This window comes from Janthinobacterium sp. PSRC1-1 (assembly GCF_049897525.1).
GTDB lineage: Bacteria > Pseudomonadota > Gammaproteobacteria > Burkholderiales > Burkholderiaceae_D > Janthinobacterium > Janthinobacterium tructae.
This window is the reverse complement of record NZ_JAFCWK010000012.1, coordinates 168,795-187,020: the sequence shown is the minus strand read 5'-3', so window position 1 is coordinate 187,020 and position 18,226 is coordinate 168,795. Positions and strand designations below refer to the sequence as shown.

Genomic DNA, 18,226 nt, shown 5'->3' with positions numbered 1-18,226 from the left:
CAGCTGCTGCTGCAGCCCGGCGTGGGCGGCCACGCCGCCAGCCCCTGCCCTGGGCCTGCCCGCCGGCCGCAGCGCCACACGGCGCCACCGGCGCGGTGCGGCGCGATACTGTCAACGATGCAGCTGCTGCCCGGCACTGCCGGCGCCGCCGGCGTCTTCCACCAGCTGCTGCTGCAGCCCGGCGTGGGCGGCCACGCCGCCAGCCCCTGCCCTGGGCCTGCCCGCCGGCCGCAGCGCCACACGGCGCCACCGGCGCGGTGCGGCGCGATACTGTCAACGATGCAGCTGCTGCCCGGCACTGCCGGCGCCGCCGGCGTCTTCCATGAGATTCATTAGTTATCAAAATATATTTTTATTATGTTCAATAATTTTTCAAATGAAATTTTTATCGCTGTTCAATAACTTCCTTGCGTCAGCTCATAAGACAAATCGATAAAAAATATGTTGACATCCCGAGTTTTGTGCTAAATTAACTTTGCGGGGTTGGTCGGTGGAAGGTTGAATACAAAATTGCGTTAGCACAAAATGCGGACTCATCCATTTTGGGAATGAAAGTGTAGTTTCTACATGGCCAACTCCTCATGTTCGATGAACTTGAGGAGTTATCATGACAAACCAAAGCAAACCCATCATTTATTTTGTCCCCCCAGTTTTAAAGCTGGGGCCGCTTAATGCTCACAGATTGCAACTTAATATTGCAATTTCCTTCGGAAGCGACGTCCCCTCCACGGGACTGCTTCTTCATCCTATAGGCGCGCCCTGTCTATCAACTCTTCTCCGCTCCAGCAAAGAAGAGAAAACTCAATTCCTTAGCGTCATTCCGATCTCATCCATCGGTTCGAACCGCTATGCCAATAGCTCCCCTTTACCATCCGCATGGGGGAAAAAATGATCAGACTAAATATTAAAGATGCCGCAATCCGGGTATTGATTATCGAATCTCTATTGGATCAGGCGGACAACAATACCGCCTCCTTGTTGAGCCAAGGTATCGACTCCGAATGGGTTGAGAATCTACGCAGCCTGTCGTCACGGGACGCCCTCCGTGTATCACATTTTCAAAACGTAACCATGGAGGTTACCTTAAACGAGAAGCAACTATCCCATGCCTTCGCCCAGGCGGCAGATGAACGGCGGGTTCGCCATTTAAAAGAATATTTCGTACGACATGGTGCTTCAGTCTCGATGATCTGCAAAATGTTCAAGATGAGCAGCAAAGAAGCAAAGGCAGCAAAACATCTTCTACTTTCTGAGCAACGCTTGGGACGGCCTCCAATGCCAAATCCTTATGAACGCGAGGACATGCATGAAAGTTGGGACAAAATTGTTAAGGCAAGCCCAACTTCGCCAGTTCGGGAACAGCTTTTTTCACTTCATAATATTTTCCCATCTCATACCCTTGCGACTTTGTGGCTGGTAATTAATGAGTTCGAACCATATACCAATCAAGGCATCGCCAAGAATAACCAGCAACCCGCGCAACAAGAAACAAAATGGGATGGCGGTAGCTGCGTACATAAATTGGTTAACCTGTCCAAGAGAACGACTTCAAACATTACATAAAACATATTCCACTTACAGGGGACTAACATGACGGATAACATTCAGGGCGACTCTACAGCAACCGCCAATGACGCTTCGAAAAGAATTGTTTCAATAGCAGATATCTATTCCACTATTCCGTCTCCGTTTGTTACCACCACCGAAGTGGTATTCGAAACCGAAGAGGGCTCAGCATTTCCGGACGGGTATTCCATTCCCAAAGAGCGCGAAGCATTGCGTGATCTCTTAGAATCCGACACGCCGGACCAAAATGACCCACGATTTAAACGACTAATGATGTATGAGGAACGTCTCCTGGAATTCAATGTCATGCAGGAAGAGTACGAAAACCGGGCTGGCGCAGAAAAAATTGTCTCGACACAAGAAGCTGTGCATTTGCGAAGTCTTGGATCTCTAATTAATGAGGACCAAGACACGATGCAACTGCACACCAAGGAAGCTTTTCGCCTCTTTATGGGTCGTGCTAAAGATCCAAACGGGCTATACGCGCAGATTGTAGGCGGAAAACGTGTCGCCGCCGCTCTCAAATGCCTTTGGCTCTTATCGGGCGCTGATAATCCCTATGCAGATTGGGCACTATTACGCCACGAAGAACTGATGCAGGACATCACCCGTCGATTGGAACGGGAAGTCAATCGACTGCACCAAAAACTAGAAGCGCAGCGTGTCCGGGGCCTTCAGTACTCGATCTTGCGATCAGCCGAACCAAAGGTGCTTCTGTTGGGCTTCAAAAGCCCGTACGGCTACGCAATCAGCGATCTCGTCGTCCATTTTGACTATTACATTCGAACTGTAAAAACACTGGTGCGAAAAGATCAACTCACCGACGATCAAGGCCGGCAAAGCATCCGCGAATTAACACGTGTAATACGGGCGGCGTTCATTGAAACGGCCCGCTTCGAGCGATTCCTGATGCGTCCAGAACTTCGCGATTTATGCCGAGCCGATTTTGTGCCAAATGCATCCGGTGATGCGGCAAGACGCCAATCGGACGTAACTCAATTACTGGGCCTTATTCCCCCTGATGTGTACAGCGGCAAGCTCCAGCCACGTCACAGTCGCAGGCGGCTGAATTTGGCGCCACACGAAAAAGCAATACTGGCGCATGTCAGCTCGGAGATGGAAAAACAGGCCGGGAATGACGTTGAGACAACGGCAATCGACAAGCTGCTTTGATCAGCCGAATTAGGACCGCAGAGAGATTTCAGGAGGTAATATGGACTGCGACAGTTTTCCTTCTCCACTAGAGCAACCGGGTCGTGAATCCACGGATGCGCCAGTTGCCGTTTTTCCCTTCCGGCCCGTACGGCTACCCTCGTTGCCAGCGATGTCGCTTAGCGGCATGGATTTCGTTGCCCCCGATCCATCGTCAACATCAGCCGATATTGCTTCTGGTCTTGCCGGTCAACATCATGTAGACCGAAAAGCCTTTAAGGGTAGGGGCGACCGCCGCCGCCTGCTCAAAGCACAAGCTGCTGTTGACCAGGTCCATCAGGATATGCGGCGGCTCGCTGTAGCCACCAAATCAATTAAGGCGAAACGTTTCTATTTGGCCATCCACACTCGAGGATCCACTGGTCAGTTATCGCTTCGGTGGAGACGCGCCGGAACCACCAATACCAGCCACATCGCATGGAACGAACTTGAGGATTTCTTGTCGCCGCTTCCATCCGATCTTGTTCAGTGGTACCAGACTGTCAATGAGATGGTCACCTCTCTAAATGCCCAGGAGAAACACAATCGCTCGATTTTACGGCATTTCACGGAACTAATTCAACGGTAAAGCATAAGCCTAGCCTGATGTACTTCTTCCATTCAAACCCACAATAGGCAGACGCGCCGAGCCTCTTGTGGAAACACATGGCGCTTAATGAACTTGGAGGTTGGAATGCCAAACATATTTCAAGGTGTCGGTAATTTAGCGGACGCACCGTCCATTAAAAACATCACAGCAAGAACAGGCAAAGCGATGATGGCGGCAGAAATGCGGGTGTTTTTTGATGAATACGAGAAAAACGGGGACGGTTCTTATGCGCAAAGTGGTGGAATATGGCTCCCGGTAACCACATATGATCACACCGCTGAAAATTGCGCGCGGTTACTGCGCAAAGGTGCGCGCGTGAAGGTGGAAGGACGGCTCACGCAGTTTGAAGCGCATGACGCTGCGGGCAATGCCGTCACCGCGTTCTCAGTCGTAGCAAGTGCGGTGTTTTTGTCGCCTACGCGGGTCGATTCAGTCCAATTTGCTGAATCTCGCAATAAAAGCTCGCCAAACACCTCGGACGAACCGCCACCATACTATGGCGAGTTCGATGAGCGGCGAGCGTAAGCCTGATCCTGTGAAACCAGGGCCAGTGTCCCGGCCCTTTTTGAGGAGTCATCATGAGAATCATCAATGTACTGTTCGTTGGCGTAATCGCGACATCATACTCGGGCTGCGCAAATTTTGACCCGACGCTTAATGGTCTGGTAAAAATCGGTAGCGATTCAGCTAAGCCGTCAGGATCAAGTGATCGCACTATTGCAGCAACTTATATATCGACCGCCACCTCTTCCAAAGAAGAAGGCTGCACGATGCTGCCCAACCGAAAAAGTCGCGTCGACGTTGATACGCTCTACGGGCGAGCGATGACCCGCTTCGGCTTTAAGTCACCAGAGCAAATTGCGATTTATCGCAAAACAGTCGACAGGACTTATTTGGTCGATCAGGGGTACAAACATGAAAAGCAAAGTGGCGCTTTCTACCATCTGGCCCAAACTGTCCCATATGCCGTAGTTGGTGTGTCGCGAGCGATGTGGCTCGAATTGAAGTTTTCAAAAAATGGTACCGGCAGCAACGTCACGGCCGAATTTTGTGTCGATCCTGCTGATCCAATCGCGTCCAGCAGCAATAACCGCCAAAAAATCAGCGCCCGAATCCAGGAAATTCTCGGTGGTTAACACTGTTCCAGCGCCTTAAATATTGAAAGGAATTCCAATGGATATCTCTAGTTTGATCCTGCTTTTGGTGATTTGTGGCATAGGTGCCCATTTTGTCTTGAAATGGTGGTGGCCCATTATTAAGGAGCGCAAGAATTTGACGCCGGAACAAATGATTGAGCGCGCCCTCCAAGCGCCGGCCAAGGGCACGCAGCGGCAAGGCGTGAAGTTCGGCTCTCAGATCAGGACGTTGGTGATCATAGTTCTCAATGCTAGTCTGTTGTGCGCGTGGCTGTGGATCAGCCATGGCTCGTTTCTCGTGCTCTGGCTTGGCATAGGCTACCTCACTGTCGGATTCATGGTCCAGCACTTGGTCAAAGTGCCGACGGCCTCCAAATTGGCCGGCCTGAAGTTTCTGGATCGCTTCTGGCTCAGAATTTTCTATGCTTGGTTTTGGCCGGTCTATGTCCCATATATTTCTCGCAGGAATTAACCAACTTCAATTTATGACGAGCGCACGCCATGACGATCAAAATTCTTATCGGTGACGTGCGAGAGCAGCTGCGCACCCTGGCCGCCGATTCCGTCCATTGCTGTGTCACCAGTCCACCGTACTGGGGACTGCGCGACTATGGCGTCGACGGCCAAATCGGCCTGGAGGCGACACCAGCGGAATTTATCGCTGTCATGGTCGACGTATTCGAAGAGGTGCGTCGCGTGCTGCGTCCAGATGGCACCTGCTGGATCAATATGGGCGACAGCTATGCGACCGCCGCTGGGCGCGTCGGCAATCACCCAGGTGGCGGGGCGCAAGGCCAGGCATGGCGGGGGGCGCGCGGAAGTCATGATGAAAAGCACGCATACGGCGTCGGCTCCCGCGGCACCGGCACGCTCACACAGCCAAACCGCATGCCGCAAAAGGGCTTGAAGCCAAAAGATCTTGTCATGATGCCTCACCGCCTGGCCATCGCGTTGCAAGACGCTGGCTGGTGGGTGCGCCAGGACATCGTCTGGAGCAAGCCGAACCCGATGCCCGAATCCGTGCGAGATCGTTGCACCAAGAGCCACGAGTACATTTTCCTGCTTAGCAAAAGCGAGAAGTACTTCTACGATGCTGAGGCCATCAAGGAGCCGGCCGCCGGCGCTGTGGACCACCCGCGAAACAGCTTCGGCACCAAGGATTACGACGTGCCGGGCCAGAAACCGCAGAAGCGCACAGCACGCGGCGTCGGGTTTGGTCATGGCACCGATGCCGATGCGCGTCAACGTGGCCGCGTCATGTCGTGCGGCAAGGACGACGGGCGCGACGAGCAGCGCCTGCGCACGGCCGCGCGCATGGGCGGCAGCGCCGGCTTCCGCGAGGATCCTCCCGCCCGCCCTGATATACGCAACAAGCGCAGCGTCTGGACTATGGCGACGCATTCGTTCGCCGAAGCCCACTTCGCAACGTTCCCGCCTGAGCTGCCCGAAAACTGCATCCGCGCAGGCTGCCCGCCAGGCGGCGTGGTACTGGACCCGTTTTTCGGCGCCGGCACCACCGGTCTTGTCGCCGACCGCCTGCAGCGCGACTGCATCGGGATCGAGCTGAACCCGGCCTATGCCGAGATCGCGCGCAAGCGCATCCAAGGGGAGTCGACACTTTTTGCAGAAATTTCGGTAGCGGCATGACCAGTACATCACCAATGACATCCTGAATTGGCTTTGCAAAGCAGTCGGTCATTCAGGCTCTGACGTAGGCACCCAAGCGCGCAAGCGGGCGCCTATTCAGGTGCCAAGCCGTGGTGCTCCACCCGGGGCGCGTTCGCTGGCGAATAGTGGACCGCCAGGTTTTCCCGCTGCGCGTACGTGGGAGGCTCGTTGCCAGCCCCTTTGGAACCCGTGTCGAGCATGAGCCGGTCGTGGATCACGGCCTGCTTGGTCGCGTCGTCCAGTTGGGCCAGAAAGTAGGTGGTCGTCGAAAGTACCACACCCTTGTAGGTGCCATGCAGCTCGTCCACGTCGCCAATCTGGTACCCGACAGTTTCGAGATCGGCGATCAGCTGGTCCAGTTCTCGTTCACGCTGCTGCAGCGGATGGACCAGGCGCTGGATGACCCAATCCTTCGCATCAGGTGAGACTGAGAACTGCGCGTCGCGCTCGATGACGGCCTGCAGCTTGGGCTTCTCGAAATCGACGGAGTTGTCGTAGATGTAGACTGCATCGGCAATCTCGGCCGCGCGCGGAAGCAGCGCGAGCGTGCGGTGGTAGCGTTCGCGCACCTTGTCGGGCGCGACGTAGTGCCCCGTGGTCGTGCCAGTTTCGTAGCGCAGCGTCACCCGGGCGACGTTCTTCTCCGGGTCGTCGGTGGTGATGAAAGTCAGGAACAGACGGTAGTCTTGTTCCTTAAGCATCAGCATTTCGTTGATACGCGACGGATGGGACATGACGGTCTCAAAGGCGAACGGCAGCTTACTCTCGGTCGCTTCGGCACGGATGCGCATGGCAGCGCTCTGCGCGGCTTCATCCCTGGCGTTCTGGTCCGGGAATTCGCCCTGCAGATCCTTAGCCACCTGGTCAGGGTTGATGAAGTAGGCAGGAAGAGGATAGACGCCCCTGACGGTCGCCAGACCTGTCTGCTTGATTTCGTCGATCAGCGAAGTCTTCCCGGACCCATTCGGACCGGCGAACACCACCACATGCAGATCGAGCACATTATCTTTTTTTTCGTTGGACATATAAAAAACGTGGTCGAAGCCGCGTTTTCAAGTAAGGAGAAGGAAAATTATTTGGCATTGGATAAGCGTTTGCCGGCGAAGCTCGCCAGATCGAACGTGGTGGCCTTGGAAGCATCGCGTTTAGGGCCGTTGCCCATTGCGCGCAGTTTGACTTGGGCAAGTGTCTTGTCCATGTTGCCGGTGATCGCCTTGTCCCATTCCTGAACGGTGGCGCCGAGGAACGGGGCATCGCCCTTCAATATTGTCGGGGAGCTGAACCTACGCGCGCTAGTCCGGATTTTGAGTGTCATGATGGTATCCCTTCAGCTTCCTTATATAAACCATTATAGTCCATTAACGCCGGCCCCACTCACGAATGCGTCAAGAGGGGAGAGTCGACGCATGGAAACGGAATTTTCTCGTCCGGCGCCTCGGGGGGCCGGCACAAGGGTCGGCAGGGATTCGTGTAAAAATACTCAAATCCCGTCGTAACCATTTGATTTAATGAAGAATTATAATCTTGTAATTCATTGGTGGAACAGTTTTTTCCAGGTCCAATGTATAGAATTGAATCTTATCTATCGAGACTCCAGACACTCTGCAAGTGCGAAGAGCCCCATGCCCGCGAGCATGGCGACGAAGAAAACGAGCGGCTTGGTCCCTCCTGACGCCAGCGACGCCAGGGCCGGACCGGGGCAATAACCAGCCAGTCCCCATCCGATACCAAATGTCAGGCCACCAAAGACCAGGCGCCGGTCGATCTGTGTCGAGGTCGGCAAGCGCATTGCATCGCCCAACAGACTGCGGTCCCTGCGCGATGCAAAACGAAATGCCACAATGCCGACGCCTATCGCGCCACACATGACAAGCCCCAGCGACGGATTCCAATGCCCCGCCACGTCGAGGAAGCCAAGCACTTTCGATGGATCCGTCATGCCCGATACGATCAGTCCGATGCCAAAGACCAGCCCCACCAGCCCCGCCAGTATATTTTTCATGACGAGTGCCTTAAGCGATGAGGTGTCGGACGACAAAAACAGTGGCGAAGCCGGCAAGCATGAAGGCGACTGTCGCCACCAGTGAACGTGGTGACATGCGCGACAAACCGTAGACGCCATGTCCGCTAGTGCAGCCTGAACCATAGCGCGTCCCCACGCCAACCAGGAGGCCGGCAATGATCAAGGTGGGGAAATCGGCGTCAATCCGTACTTCCGGCAACGTCAGCACTGCGCCATACGCCAAGGGTGCGCCAATCAGGCCGGCAAGGAAAGCGACGCGCCAGGCAATATCGCCTTTCGGCCATTCCAGCAGGCCGCCCAGGATGCCGCCGATGCCGGCAATACGGCCGTTAAACAGCACAAACACCGCAGCCGACAAGCCGATCAGCATCCCTCCTGCCAACGCGGCCCATGGCGTAAAATTACTCCAGTCTATCTACACGCGACTTCTCCAATTCTGATGTGCAATTCATCCTGTGCCACCTCGAAGCGCCTCAGGCCGGGGCCGAGAATTCCTCGAATGCCGCCAGCGCATTGGCGCAATACATCGCCGACGGCCCGCCGCCCATGTAGATGGCCATGCCCAGAGTCTCTTCAAATTCGGCCCGGGTGGCGCCCAGCTTGACCAGTGCCTGCACATGAAAGCCAATGCAGGCATCGCAATGGGCCACGATGCCCAAGGCCAGCGCGATGAACTCCTTGGTTTTCTTGTCCAGCGCACCATCGCGCGTTGCCGCGCGCGCCAGATCGCCAAAGCCTTTCATCACGTCGGGAATATCCGCGCGCAGGGTCGCCAGTTGGTGCGACACCGACTGCGTCAAGGCGCGGTAGCCGCCAGATTGCGTGCTCATGTTGTCGCCTCCGTTGCCTGCCTCATTTTTTCACCGCACAGGTACGGATGCCAAACGGCAAATACGCGGGACAGAAGCGGAAAATGCCTGTCGCCAGGGGAATCACGCCCAGCCAGCCCCAGGCGCCGATGGCACCGGCCAGGGTGGCCACGATCAGGCCCAGCCCCAGCAGTATCCGAATGGCACGATCAATATTGCCGACGTTCGCGTTCATGGTCTTGCTCCTCAATGGTTAATCTGCTTAAGCGTTGCGATGACAACACGAGACACACCCAGGTTTCAGGTACGCGTCATGCTTTATCTTTGCATATTTCATGCCAGCGTTACACCATGTGAGGATAGGATAGAAAACAGGGGCTTAGGGCGATGCGGCAGGCAGTAGCGCGCTGCCACTCGCCTGATGACACTGCCACTCTGGCAGCATGGCAGTGCCGCCAGGCTTCTGCCAGGCGATGCCCAGCGCTTTCAGGCGGCACTACAAGGTACGCTCGCTGAGGCCCAGGTACGCCGCCAGCAGTTGCTCGACGCGGATCACGCCATCATCGGCAAACAGACGAAAAATAGTCAATCAAAGGATGGCAATGCTGGTTTGGCGACCGGTTTTCCGGCATCAATCCAGGCATCAATACCGCCGCTGATCGAAAGCACGTTCAGATATCCCATGTCGTGCAAGGAGCAGGCTGCGAGCGCTGAGCGTCCGCTATTTTTACAATAAAGCACGATGTTCAGATCCCGCGAAGAGAGCTCGGGCGTATTGCCAAGCTTGAATTCCAACAAGCCGCGCGACACATGGATGGCGCCGGCAATGTGACCGGCAGCATATTCGTCGGCTTCGCGTACATCGATCAGCACATCGGCATCGAGGATCGCTTGCTCGGCATGATCCAGAGATATTTCCTGGATGCGCGCCTTGGCGGCGGCAACCAGATCGTGGGCAGTCTTCATCAAAATTCCTTGTGAAAAATGGTTGGATGAAACGACGGCAAGCCTTCATGCCTGCCGCCCTGATATTACAGCGACTTGGTCGAGTAATACCAATCCACGGTGTCATAACCTTCAGAGGCGCGATTGTCAGCTGCTTCGGCAGTTTTAGGTGGCGGCACGATGACAGCCTGGCCTGGGCGCCAGTTTTCCGGTGTCGCAACTGCATTGGCATCGGAAGTTTGCATAGCGGTCAACAAACGAACGAATTCGTCGATGCTGCGGCCATTGCTCATGGGGTAATACACCATCGCGCGCAGAATTCCTTTGGGATCGATGAAGAAGGTCGCGCGCACAGCCTGGGTGTCGGCAGCGCCCGGATGCACCATGCCATAGGCACGTGCAACTTCCATTTTGATGTCTTCAATGATAGGGAACGGGATGGCGACGCCAAATTTTTCCTGGATGTTGCGTACCCACGCCAGGTGCGAAAACAAGCTGTCGATCGATAAACCAAGTAGTTCGCAACCCATTTCGGTAAATTGTGGCGCTGCCTTGGCAAAACCGATAAATTCGGTGGTGCAGACCGGCGTGAAATCGGCAGGATGGGAAAACAGAATCAGCCACTTGCCCTGGTAGTGCGCCAACGTGCGGTCGCCATGCGTAGTTTTGACATTGAAGTCGGGTGCCGGCGAGTTGAGTTGCGGAAAGCTTGCTGCTTGAGTGTTATCCATGATGGTGAACTCCTGAAATTGAAAAATATAGAAAGGATGTGATACAAGTGATCAGTTCAGCGGTCATGCCATTTCCTACATAAGCTGCTCCAATTCAATATATTGCCGGCGCCGCAGCACATGCGCTGCGGCCATCGGTATTGACCATATGGTCGGCCATGTCGCCAAAGGCGCGCAATACCGTCGCATGCAGGACCGGATCGCGCACTTGTTCGGCCAATGCCTGGCGCATGCACAGCATCCATTCATCGCGCTGGGCAATGCCGATCGCATACGGTGCATGGCGCATCCGCAAGCGCGGATGGCCGCGCTCGTTGATATACAGCGGCGGCCCGCCGAACCAGCCGCTGAGAAACTTGAACAGGCTATCGGCACTGCCGGCCAGGCTCTCCGGGTGCAGGCAGCGCACCGACCAAGCCTCGGGCAGCTCATCCATCAGCGCGTAAAAACGATCGACCAGCGTATGCATGGCTTGCTCGCCGCCCAAACGCAGATAGACGCTGTCTGGCGCCAGAGCGGACTCTTCTTTCATGACATTCCCTTTCATCAATTGCCACTCAAAAATTTTATCCACAGCGCCACGGCTAGCGCCACCATGCAGGCCCAGCTTGAAAATAGGCACCGCCAGGCCAGCGCCTGCGGCACAAAGCCGACGCCGCGCACGAAGCCGGCGCTCATCGCAAAAAACAGCGCCGTCATCAACCCATGGTCAGCCTTGCCTGTGGCATCCACCATCAAAGGTGGATACACGGTCGCCGCCAGCATGATGACAATTGCTATTGTCAGGCTGGGCGCATGGACGTGCGATGGCGCCGCAGATACTTTCGTGGCATTCATGGGTTTCGTAACGCTCATGGCAGGCTTTCGTGGAATTCGCCATTTTCTTCATCATCTTGCTGCGCGCGCGCGGCTTCGTTTTCTCCCCACATTGCATTCATGATGGCCAGCAGCAGCGCAAAGCCGACTCCCAGCATCCAGGCGAAATACCACATAATGTGTTTCCTTAATTGATTAACAAGTCAAACCAGGTCATCAGCCGAATCTGTCAAAAGCTGAACGCTTCAATACGCCGAATGTTCATTGGCCTCGATGTGCGCTACAGTGACCTTGCCGCGCATCACGCGATAAGTCCACGATGTGTACATCACGATCAATGGCAGGAGGATCAATGTGGCCCACAGCATGATGGCCAGACTCAGATGGCTGGAAACGCTGTCCCACAGCGTCAGGCTGGCATCGGGCATCGATGACGATGGCATAATGAACGGAAACATCGACGCCCCGGCCGTGCCGATCACGCCGACTACCGCCAGCGAGGACGCAACAAATGCAGTCAATGTCCAACGTGCCAGCAACAAGCTTGCTGCCAGCAGCGCGCCCGCGATACCCAGCGCAGGTAGCAGCCACAACAGCGGTTGCTTGGCATAATTGCCCATCCACGCGCCAGCTTCGCGCACGACCGTCTTGCCCAGCGGATCAGGCAGCGCTCCCATATCGATCACCGATGTGATCCGGAAGCCTTCAATGTGTTGCAGCCAGAAGCCGGCTGCGATGAAAGTGACCGTCAGCAAGATGGCTGCGCCGATGGCACCCTTGATTGCGCGACGCTGGAGCACACCTTCTGTGCGGTGCGCCAGGTAGGTGCCGCCTTGCAGCGTGATCATCGCGCTGCTGACGACGCCGACCAACAACGCGAACGGGTTCAGTAACTGCCAGAAACTGCCTGTGTAGGTCGACACCAGATAGTCATCGAAGTGGAATGGCACGCCTTGCAGCAGGTTGCCGAACGCGATGCCGAACACCAGGGGCGGCACCACGCCACCGATGAACAAACCCCAGTCCCATGTGCTGCGCCATGCAGCATTGTGGATCTTGCTACGGTAATCGAAGCCGACCGGGCGGAAAAACAGCGCCCACAGCACCAGCATCATGGCCCAGTAAAAGCCGCTGAACGCGGTCGCATACACGATCGGCCAGGCCGCAAACAAGGCGCCGCCGGCGGTGATGAACCAGACCTGGTTGCCATCCCAGTGCGGGCCGACCGTGTTGATGACGACGCGCCGTTCGATGTCGCTCCTGCCGACGAATGGCAGCAGCGTGCCCACACCCATATCGTGCCCATCCATGATCGCAAAGCCGATCAACAGCACGCCCACCAGCAGCCACCAGATGATTTTAAGAGTGGAATAATCGAGCATCTTGGTTCTCCTTATGCCTGTATGGGCGAATGACGAGCAACATCTTGCTGATAGCGGCCGGTGCCGAGGCTGCCCGGTCCCTGGCGCGCGAACTTGACCATCAAGAACATCTCGACGATCAGCAGCACCGTGTAGAACACGATGAAGCCGGCCAGCGAGCCATAAAGGTTATTGACGCTGAGCGTGGAGACGCTCATGTGGGTTGGCAACACGCCATAAATAGTCCACGGCTGGCGGCCATATTCGGCGACGAACCAGCCCAGTTCGCAGGCGATCCACGGTGCTGGCAGCATCCACAACGCCCACTTCAGTAGCCACGGCTTTTTCGAACACGTCGATTTCAGCGTACTCCAGAACGCGAGGCCAAACAGCAGCAGCATCGCCACGCCCAGGCCCACCATGATGCGGAAAGCCCAGAACATCGGCGTCACGCGTGGCATCGTGTCGTTGACGGCGCGCGCGATCATTTCCGGGGTGGCCTGATTGACATCGACGACATATTTTTTTAGCAACAGGCCAAAACCGAGATCTGCCTTATGCCGCTCGAACACCTGCAGCGCGACGGTGTCAAGGCGATGCTTGCGCAGCGTTTCCAACGCCGTCACGGCCAGCATGCCGTTGATGATGCGCTCGCGGTTCTTGATCTTGATGTCGTGGATGCCGGGGATTTGCTTGCTCACCGAGCGGGTGCCGATCAATCCCATGACCCACGGCACCTCGATTTCCCAATTGTTCTTCGATTCAGCTTCATTGATGCTGGCCACCAGGGTCAGGCTGGCGGGCGCTGGCTTGGTTTCCCACATCGCTTCGATCGCCGCCATCTTCGTTTGCTGGGCTTCGCCCACGGTGTAGCCGGACTCGTCGCCGAGGACAATCACGCTCAGCACCGACGCCAGGCCGAACGCGGCCGCCACGCGGAAGCTGCGCTTGGCGAATTCGATATTGCGGCCCTTGAGCAAGTACCAGCTCGAAATCGACAGCACGAACATCGCGCCGGTGACATAGCCGGCCGATACCGTATGCACAAACTTGGCCTGCGCCACCGGATTGAACACCACGGCCCAGAAATCGACCATTTCCATGCGCATCGTCAGGTAACTGAATTCGGAGCCGACCGGATTTTGCATCCAGCCATTCGCAATCAATATCCACAACGCAGACAAGTTGGTGCCGATCGCCATCAGCAGCGTCACCAGCAGATGCTGCGGCCGGCTCAGGCGGTTCCAGCCGAAGAAGAACAGGCCGATCATCGTCGACTCGAGGAAGAACGCCATCATGCCTTCGATCGCCAGCGGCGCGCCGAAGATGTCGCCGACATAATGCGAGTAATACGCCCAGTTGGTGCCGAACTGGAATTCGAGCGTGATGCCGGTGGTGACGCCGAGCGCAAAATTGATCCCGAACAACTTACCCCAGAAGCGCGTCATGTCTTTCCAGATCACCTTGCCGGTCATCACGTAGACGCTTTCCATTATCACCAGCAACCACACCATACCAACGGTGAGCGGCACGAAAAGAAAGTGGTACATCGCCGTGGCGGCAAATTGTAGCCTCGACAAGTCCACCAATTGTTCTGAAATCACTTTCTTGCTCCTTGAGAAGATGTTATGCCACTGATCCGGTCTGAGACGCCATCTCCATCGACGCTGACGCGGGCGTCGCGCACGAATGCCCACCACAGTGCGGTCAAGACAATGATCTTGATCAGCACAGCGATGATTAACTGGCGCAGGAGGCGGTGGTCAATAGGTTGCATATCTTCTCTACAGCAGTTTTCATGCCAATGAAATTTTTTCTAATTAATCAATTAAAAACAAGGAGTTGAAGATTTTTATTGATAGCAGTGCTGAAATATGGCAGCGCAATTTACCGTCACACTGTCAGTCACTGCCATGACTGACAGCCTCTGTCTTGATTGCGCCATGTGGCGTGACGGTGTGAAACCGGTGGTTGCTGTTTATTTTCTGGCTGGCAACCTCGATTGCCATGTCGCCGTAAATGGCAAAAGCGCCGCCCTTGCCAGCGAGGGCAATCTCACATGGCGTAATCGGTACCGATGCGCCTCGGACATGAACACAGTGCTTTTATGTAAAAAAGCTTCCTCGGAGGGAAGCTTTTCATCGGGATTGCGAATGCATTCCCTGAAACTGTTTAACCTGGTAGTCAGAACGCCAGCGTTTTCACCTCGGACTTGAGCAAATAAGCAATCACGTCTGCAGGTATGGCCGCTGTTACACCGTCCAGCAAGTCGCTAGCCTGGCGCCCGGCATTTGGCAAGTACAATGCGCAGACCTCGACCTTGGCGCCGCTCTTGATCAATCCCTGCAGCATTTGCTGGGTCGTCACATTGCGGGGCTTCAGGCTTGGCATTGCCTTGCCGATGACAGCAATGTCGCCGCCAGCATCACATAACAGCACGCGTACCGTGGCTTTTTGCTCGATCGCCTGACTGGCCAGTACCAAGCCGGCAGCTTGCGTCATGGGACTGCCGCTATTGATCGTCAAAAATAATTCGGCAGCTTGACCAGACAACGATACCGCCAACAAACCAGCACCCACCAACATCGGTTTTTTCATGCGAACTCCTGTAAAAATTACCTGCATAGCAGACCAGCTAAAGGAAAGATGCCTGTTTGCCCAGCAGCGCGAATGACAAAACATCACACGCTGACTGGCGCGCAACGGACGCCCCGTAATTTCATACATAGCAATATGCGCGCCATATCTACATTGAATAAATATTCCATCATGCAATCAATGACTTGCAATATCCCCCGCAGCTATTCTGCCTTGCAGAGACCGCATGGCAGTCAATTCTGGCAGAACTTGCTGCCAAAAGCTGACCGCCACTGGCAGTCCTCCGGCGCTATCAAGCCAGGCCTAGCTTCTTCAGGCGCCGGTACAGCGTGCGCTCGCTGATGCCGAGTTTCGTCGCCAGTTCGCTGCGGGTGCCGGTAAAGGTGGCGATAGCCTCCGTCAACGAGGCGCCGATCGGAATGGTGTCGATCGGCAGCGCCGGTAGTGGCGTAGACGGCCCCAGCGCGGATGGCAAATGTTCGCAGCGGATCACGCCATCGTCGGCAAACAGGCGCGCGCGCTCAAGTACATTGCGCAATTCGCGGATATTGCCCGGCCATGCGCGCAACTGTAGTTGCAGCAGCGCTTGTGGTTCAATTGTCAGGCGGCGCTGGCCGGAGATACTATGCTGCAAGAACGAATGAACCAGGAGCGCGATGTCATCGCTGCGCTCGCGTAGCGCCGGCAAGTGAATAGGGAAGGCGCTGATACGGTAATACAAGTCGGCGCGAAAGGCGCCCTCCGTCATCATTTTTTCCAGCGACTTGTGGGTCGCCGCCACCAGTCGAAAATTGGCATGCTGCGTCTCGATGCTGCCGACACGCCGATAGGTGCCAGACTCGATCAAACGCAACAATTTTACCTGCATCGCCAGCGGCACATCGCCGATCTCATCCAGGAACAACGTGCCGCCCTGTGCCGTTTCAACCAGGCCCGGCTTGCGCGCGGTAGCGCCGGTGAACGCGCCTTTTTCATGGCCAAACAGCTCGCTTTCAAAAAGCGTCTCGGTCAAGCCAGAGCAATCGACGACAACGAACGGTCCACTGGCACGCGCACTGCCCTCGTGCACGGCGCGGGCAAACAATTCCTTGCCTGTGCCGGATTCTCCCAGCAGCAGCGCCGGCAACATCGACGGGGCGACCCGCTGCAACGCCGACAATGCCAGATTGAATGCTGGCGAGCGACCGACCAGGCCATCTCCGCTGGGGCGCGCCGACGCGCTGCGCACCACGGTGAGCCGCTCGACGTAGGCGACGATCGCGCCGCGCTCATCGAGGATGGGACGCAATTCGACTTCGACATGCTCGGGGCCGCGCGGCGTGTGGTGGATGTGCAAGACCCGGTCCGGTCCGCGCAGTTCCAGGGCCTTTTTCATCGGACAATGTTCGCCAGCCTGGTCGCACGGGACATCGTAGTGATGCGAGACGCGGTAACACTTGCGGCCGATGTACGGCTTGTCGACGCTGGCGAACTGGCGCTGATAGGCGGTATTGGCTGCCAGAATGTTGTATTCAGGATCGAGCACAATCATTGGATCTGGCTCGTGTTCGAGGAAGGAAACCAGCGCCTGGACTTGTGGCGAATGTGGCTCTAAAGCGATGACGATAGGCGTTGTGATGGGCATGGTCTCTCCTGGCAAGACAGTCACCTTGCCACAGGCCTGCCATCGACGCCAGAAATACTGCCACCTGAGTGTCATTTAGCTGCCAATGTCAGCGCATAGCGCGGCGTTAGCGCAACGACGTGATAGAAATATGCATCAAATCAATTGCTTATAAAAATGCACAAAAAAAAATTGATTGGCATGATTATTGCGTGATACCGGCATGCCTGTCGCAACAGGCCAGCTTCCACAGGAGACCCATCATCATGGCAAACACCGTACACGCACAGGTCGAAGGCTTTTTCGACCCCGCCACCAATACCGTCAGTTATTTGGTGCTCGATACGACAACAGGGCAATGCGCATTGATCGACAGCGTGCTCGACTACGACCCGAAGTCGGGCCACACAGCCACCCGTTCGGCGGACAAATTGATCGCGCGCGTGCGTGAACTTGGCGCCAACGTGCAATGGATATTGGAAACCCATGTTCATGCCGACCATCTGACGGCGGCACCTTATCTGAAGGAACAACTCGGCGGCCAGATTGGCATCGGCATGCACATCACGACGGTGCAGCAAGTGTTCGGCAAACTGTTCAATGCCGGTGCCGACATGGCGCGCGATGGCAGCCAATTCGATCACTTGTTCGCGGACAATGAAACGTTTGCGATCGGCTCCTTAGAATGCCGCACGCTGCACACGCCAGGCCATACGCCGGCCTGCATGACCTATGTCGTAGGCGATGACTCAATGGCGTTTGTCGGCGATACCCTGTTCATGCCCGACTACGGCACCGCGCGCTGCGATTTCCCCGGTGGCGATGCGCATACGCTGTTTCACTCGATTAACAAGGTACTGAGCTTGCCGTCTGACACCTTGCTGTACATGTGTCACGACTACCTGCCCGGCGGGCGCGAAGTGCAATTCGTCAGCAGCGTTGCCGACGAGCGCGCCCACAACATTCACGTACGCAACGGCATTAGCGAAGCCGGGTTCGTGGCGATGCGCAAAAAGCGTGACGCGACACTTGACATGCCGACGCTGATCCTGCCGGCGGTGCAGGTGAACATGCGCGCCGGCCACTTGCCCGAACCGGAAGACAACGGCGTGCGCTATCTGAAAATTCCGCTCAACGCAGCCTGAACCATCCTATAAAAAATACACGGA

General features: G+C 56.0%; 25 protein-coding genes and 1 pseudogene. 10 read left to right on the top strand and 16 right to left on the bottom strand.

Features of this window, described 5'->3' with window-relative positions; genetic code table 11:
• From ACP7DW_RS23200 to ACP7DW_RS23160, 9 genes and pseudogenes are all read left to right on the top strand, one after another.
• A pseudogene (locus tag ACP7DW_RS23200) lies at positions 1–336 on the top strand (hypothetical protein); the annotation flags it as partial.
• Between the two features lie 271 nt (positions 337–607).
• Positions 608–892 (top strand): hypothetical protein, encoded by a 285-nt coding sequence (locus tag ACP7DW_RS23195; protein ID WP_139174883.1) that lies wholly within the window; start codon positions 608–610, stop codon positions 890–892.
• On the top strand, positions 889–1,563 hold the full coding sequence (locus tag ACP7DW_RS23190) for an STY4526/YPO1902 family pathogenicity island replication protein (protein ID WP_170840602.1): 675 nt from the start codon (positions 889–891) through the stop codon (positions 1,561–1,563). Before ACP7DW_RS23195 ends, ACP7DW_RS23190 begins: the two co-directional genes overlap by 4 nt.
• 27 nt (positions 1,564–1,590) lie before the next feature.
• On the top strand, positions 1,591–2,739 hold the full coding sequence (locus ACP7DW_RS23185) for a PFL_4669 family integrating conjugative element protein (protein ID WP_071080400.1): 1,149 nt from the start codon (positions 1,591–1,593) through the stop codon (positions 2,737–2,739).
• Positions 2,740–2,779: 40 nt separating this feature from the next.
• On the top strand, positions 2,780–3,346 hold the full coding sequence (locus ACP7DW_RS23180; protein WP_139174885.1) for a hypothetical protein: 567 nt from the start codon (positions 2,780–2,782) through the stop codon (positions 3,344–3,346).
• A gap of 105 nt (positions 3,347–3,451) precedes the next feature.
• Positions 3,452–3,892, top strand: a complete 441-nt coding sequence (locus ACP7DW_RS23175) for a single-stranded DNA-binding protein (RefSeq protein ID WP_071080568.1) — start codon at positions 3,452–3,454, stop codon at positions 3,890–3,892.
• A 53-nt stretch (positions 3,893–3,945) separates the two neighbouring features.
• Complete coding sequence (locus ACP7DW_RS23170) at positions 3,946–4,503, top strand: hypothetical protein (protein WP_139174889.1); 558 nt, start codon at positions 3,946–3,948, stop codon at positions 4,501–4,503.
• A 37-nt stretch (positions 4,504–4,540) separates the two neighbouring features.
• Entirely contained in the window at positions 4,541–4,975 is a 435-nt protein-coding gene (locus ACP7DW_RS23165) for a hypothetical protein (RefSeq protein ID WP_071080406.1), read from the top strand.
• A gap of 29 nt (positions 4,976–5,004) precedes the next feature.
• The gene (locus ACP7DW_RS23160) at positions 5,005–6,150 is read left to right on the top strand and encodes a DNA-methyltransferase (RefSeq protein ID WP_071080409.1); all 1,146 of its coding nucleotides are present in this window, start codon (positions 5,005–5,007) and stop codon (positions 6,148–6,150) included.
• Positions 6,151–6,242: 92 nt separating this feature from the next.
• Here ACP7DW_RS23160 and ACP7DW_RS23155 read toward each other — a convergent pair whose 3' ends face one another.
• The 16 genes from ACP7DW_RS23155 to ACP7DW_RS23080 all read right to left on the bottom strand — a co-directional run bounded on the left by ACP7DW_RS23155 (position 6,243) and on the right by ACP7DW_RS23080 (position 17,078).
• The gene (locus ACP7DW_RS23155; protein WP_071080412.1) at positions 6,243–7,196 is read right to left on the bottom strand and encodes a zeta toxin family protein; all 954 of its coding nucleotides are present in this window, start codon (positions 7,194–7,196) and stop codon (positions 6,243–6,245) included.
• Positions 7,197–7,243: 47 nt separating this feature from the next.
• Complete coding sequence (locus tag ACP7DW_RS23150; protein WP_139174891.1) at positions 7,244–7,486, bottom strand: hypothetical protein; 243 nt, start codon at positions 7,484–7,486, stop codon at positions 7,244–7,246.
• Between the two features lie 267 nt (positions 7,487–7,753).
• Positions 7,754–8,173 (bottom strand): YeeE/YedE family protein, encoded by a 420-nt coding sequence (locus ACP7DW_RS23145; protein WP_071080418.1) that lies wholly within the window; start codon positions 8,171–8,173, stop codon positions 7,754–7,756.
• A 10-nt stretch (positions 8,174–8,183) separates the two neighbouring features.
• Complete coding sequence (locus tag ACP7DW_RS23140) at positions 8,184–8,564, bottom strand: YeeE/YedE family protein (protein ID WP_071080421.1); 381 nt, start codon at positions 8,562–8,564, stop codon at positions 8,184–8,186.
• A 103-nt stretch (positions 8,565–8,667) separates the two neighbouring features.
• The gene (locus ACP7DW_RS23135; RefSeq protein WP_071080424.1) at positions 8,668–9,024 is read right to left on the bottom strand and encodes a carboxymuconolactone decarboxylase family protein; all 357 of its coding nucleotides are present in this window, start codon (positions 9,022–9,024) and stop codon (positions 8,668–8,670) included.
• 22 nt (positions 9,025–9,046) lie between these two features.
• Positions 9,047–9,238: a YgaP family membrane protein gene (locus tag ACP7DW_RS23130; protein WP_071077404.1), complete on the bottom strand. Its 192-nt coding sequence runs from the start codon at positions 9,236–9,238 to the stop codon at positions 9,047–9,049.
• Between the two features lie 350 nt (positions 9,239–9,588).
• The gene (locus tag ACP7DW_RS23125) at positions 9,589–9,969 is read right to left on the bottom strand and encodes a rhodanese-like domain-containing protein (protein ID WP_071080427.1); all 381 of its coding nucleotides are present in this window, start codon (positions 9,967–9,969) and stop codon (positions 9,589–9,591) included.
• A 65-nt stretch (positions 9,970–10,034) separates the two neighbouring features.
• Positions 10,035–10,679, bottom strand: coding sequence for a peroxiredoxin (locus ACP7DW_RS23120; RefSeq protein ID WP_071080430.1), 645 nt, complete (start codon positions 10,677–10,679; stop codon positions 10,035–10,037).
• Positions 10,680–10,773: 94 nt separating this feature from the next.
• Entirely contained in the window at positions 10,774–11,211 is a 438-nt protein-coding gene (locus ACP7DW_RS23115) for a group II truncated hemoglobin (RefSeq protein WP_071080569.1), read from the bottom strand.
• Positions 11,212–11,225: 14 nt separating this feature from the next.
• The gene (locus ACP7DW_RS23110; protein ID WP_071080432.1) at positions 11,226–11,516 is read right to left on the bottom strand and encodes a cyd operon YbgE family protein; all 291 of its coding nucleotides are present in this window, start codon (positions 11,514–11,516) and stop codon (positions 11,226–11,228) included.
• A gap of 14 nt (positions 11,517–11,530) precedes the next feature.
• Positions 11,531–11,671: a cytochrome bd-I oxidase subunit CydX gene (gene cydX, locus ACP7DW_RS23105; RefSeq protein ID WP_071080435.1), complete on the bottom strand. Its 141-nt coding sequence runs from the start codon at positions 11,669–11,671 to the stop codon at positions 11,531–11,533.
• A 69-nt stretch (positions 11,672–11,740) separates the two neighbouring features.
• Positions 11,741–12,877 carry a cytochrome d ubiquinol oxidase subunit II gene (cydB, locus tag ACP7DW_RS23100; protein WP_071080438.1) on the bottom strand — a complete coding sequence of 379 codons (1,137 nt, stop codon included), beginning with the start codon at positions 12,875–12,877 and terminating at the stop codon, positions 11,741–11,743.
• Positions 12,878–12,888: 11 nt separating this feature from the next.
• Complete coding sequence (locus tag ACP7DW_RS23095) at positions 12,889–14,460, bottom strand: cytochrome ubiquinol oxidase subunit I (RefSeq protein ID WP_071080441.1); 1,572 nt, start codon at positions 14,458–14,460, stop codon at positions 12,889–12,891.
• Entirely contained in the window at positions 14,457–14,633 is a 177-nt protein-coding gene (gene cydP, locus ACP7DW_RS23090; RefSeq protein ID WP_347337283.1) for a cytochrome oxidase putative small subunit CydP, read from the bottom strand. The genes ACP7DW_RS23095 and cydP overlap by 4 nt, the downstream gene beginning before the upstream one ends.
• 407 nt (positions 14,634–15,040) lie before the next feature.
• Positions 15,041–15,454 (bottom strand): hypothetical protein, encoded by a 414-nt coding sequence (locus ACP7DW_RS23085; RefSeq protein WP_071080444.1) that lies wholly within the window; start codon positions 15,452–15,454, stop codon positions 15,041–15,043.
• 292 nt (positions 15,455–15,746) lie between these two features.
• Positions 15,747–17,078 (bottom strand): sigma-54 interaction domain-containing protein, encoded by a 1,332-nt coding sequence (locus tag ACP7DW_RS23080; RefSeq protein ID WP_071080447.1) that lies wholly within the window; start codon positions 17,076–17,078, stop codon positions 15,747–15,749.
• Positions 17,079–17,323: 245 nt separating this feature from the next.
• On the opposite strand from ACP7DW_RS23080, the gene ACP7DW_RS23075 reads away from it, so the two are divergent.
• Positions 17,324–18,202, top strand: a complete 879-nt coding sequence (locus tag ACP7DW_RS23075) for an MBL fold metallo-hydrolase (RefSeq protein WP_071080451.1) — start codon at positions 17,324–17,326, stop codon at positions 18,200–18,202.
• The last annotated feature ends 24 nt before the right edge of the window (positions 18,203–18,226 follow it).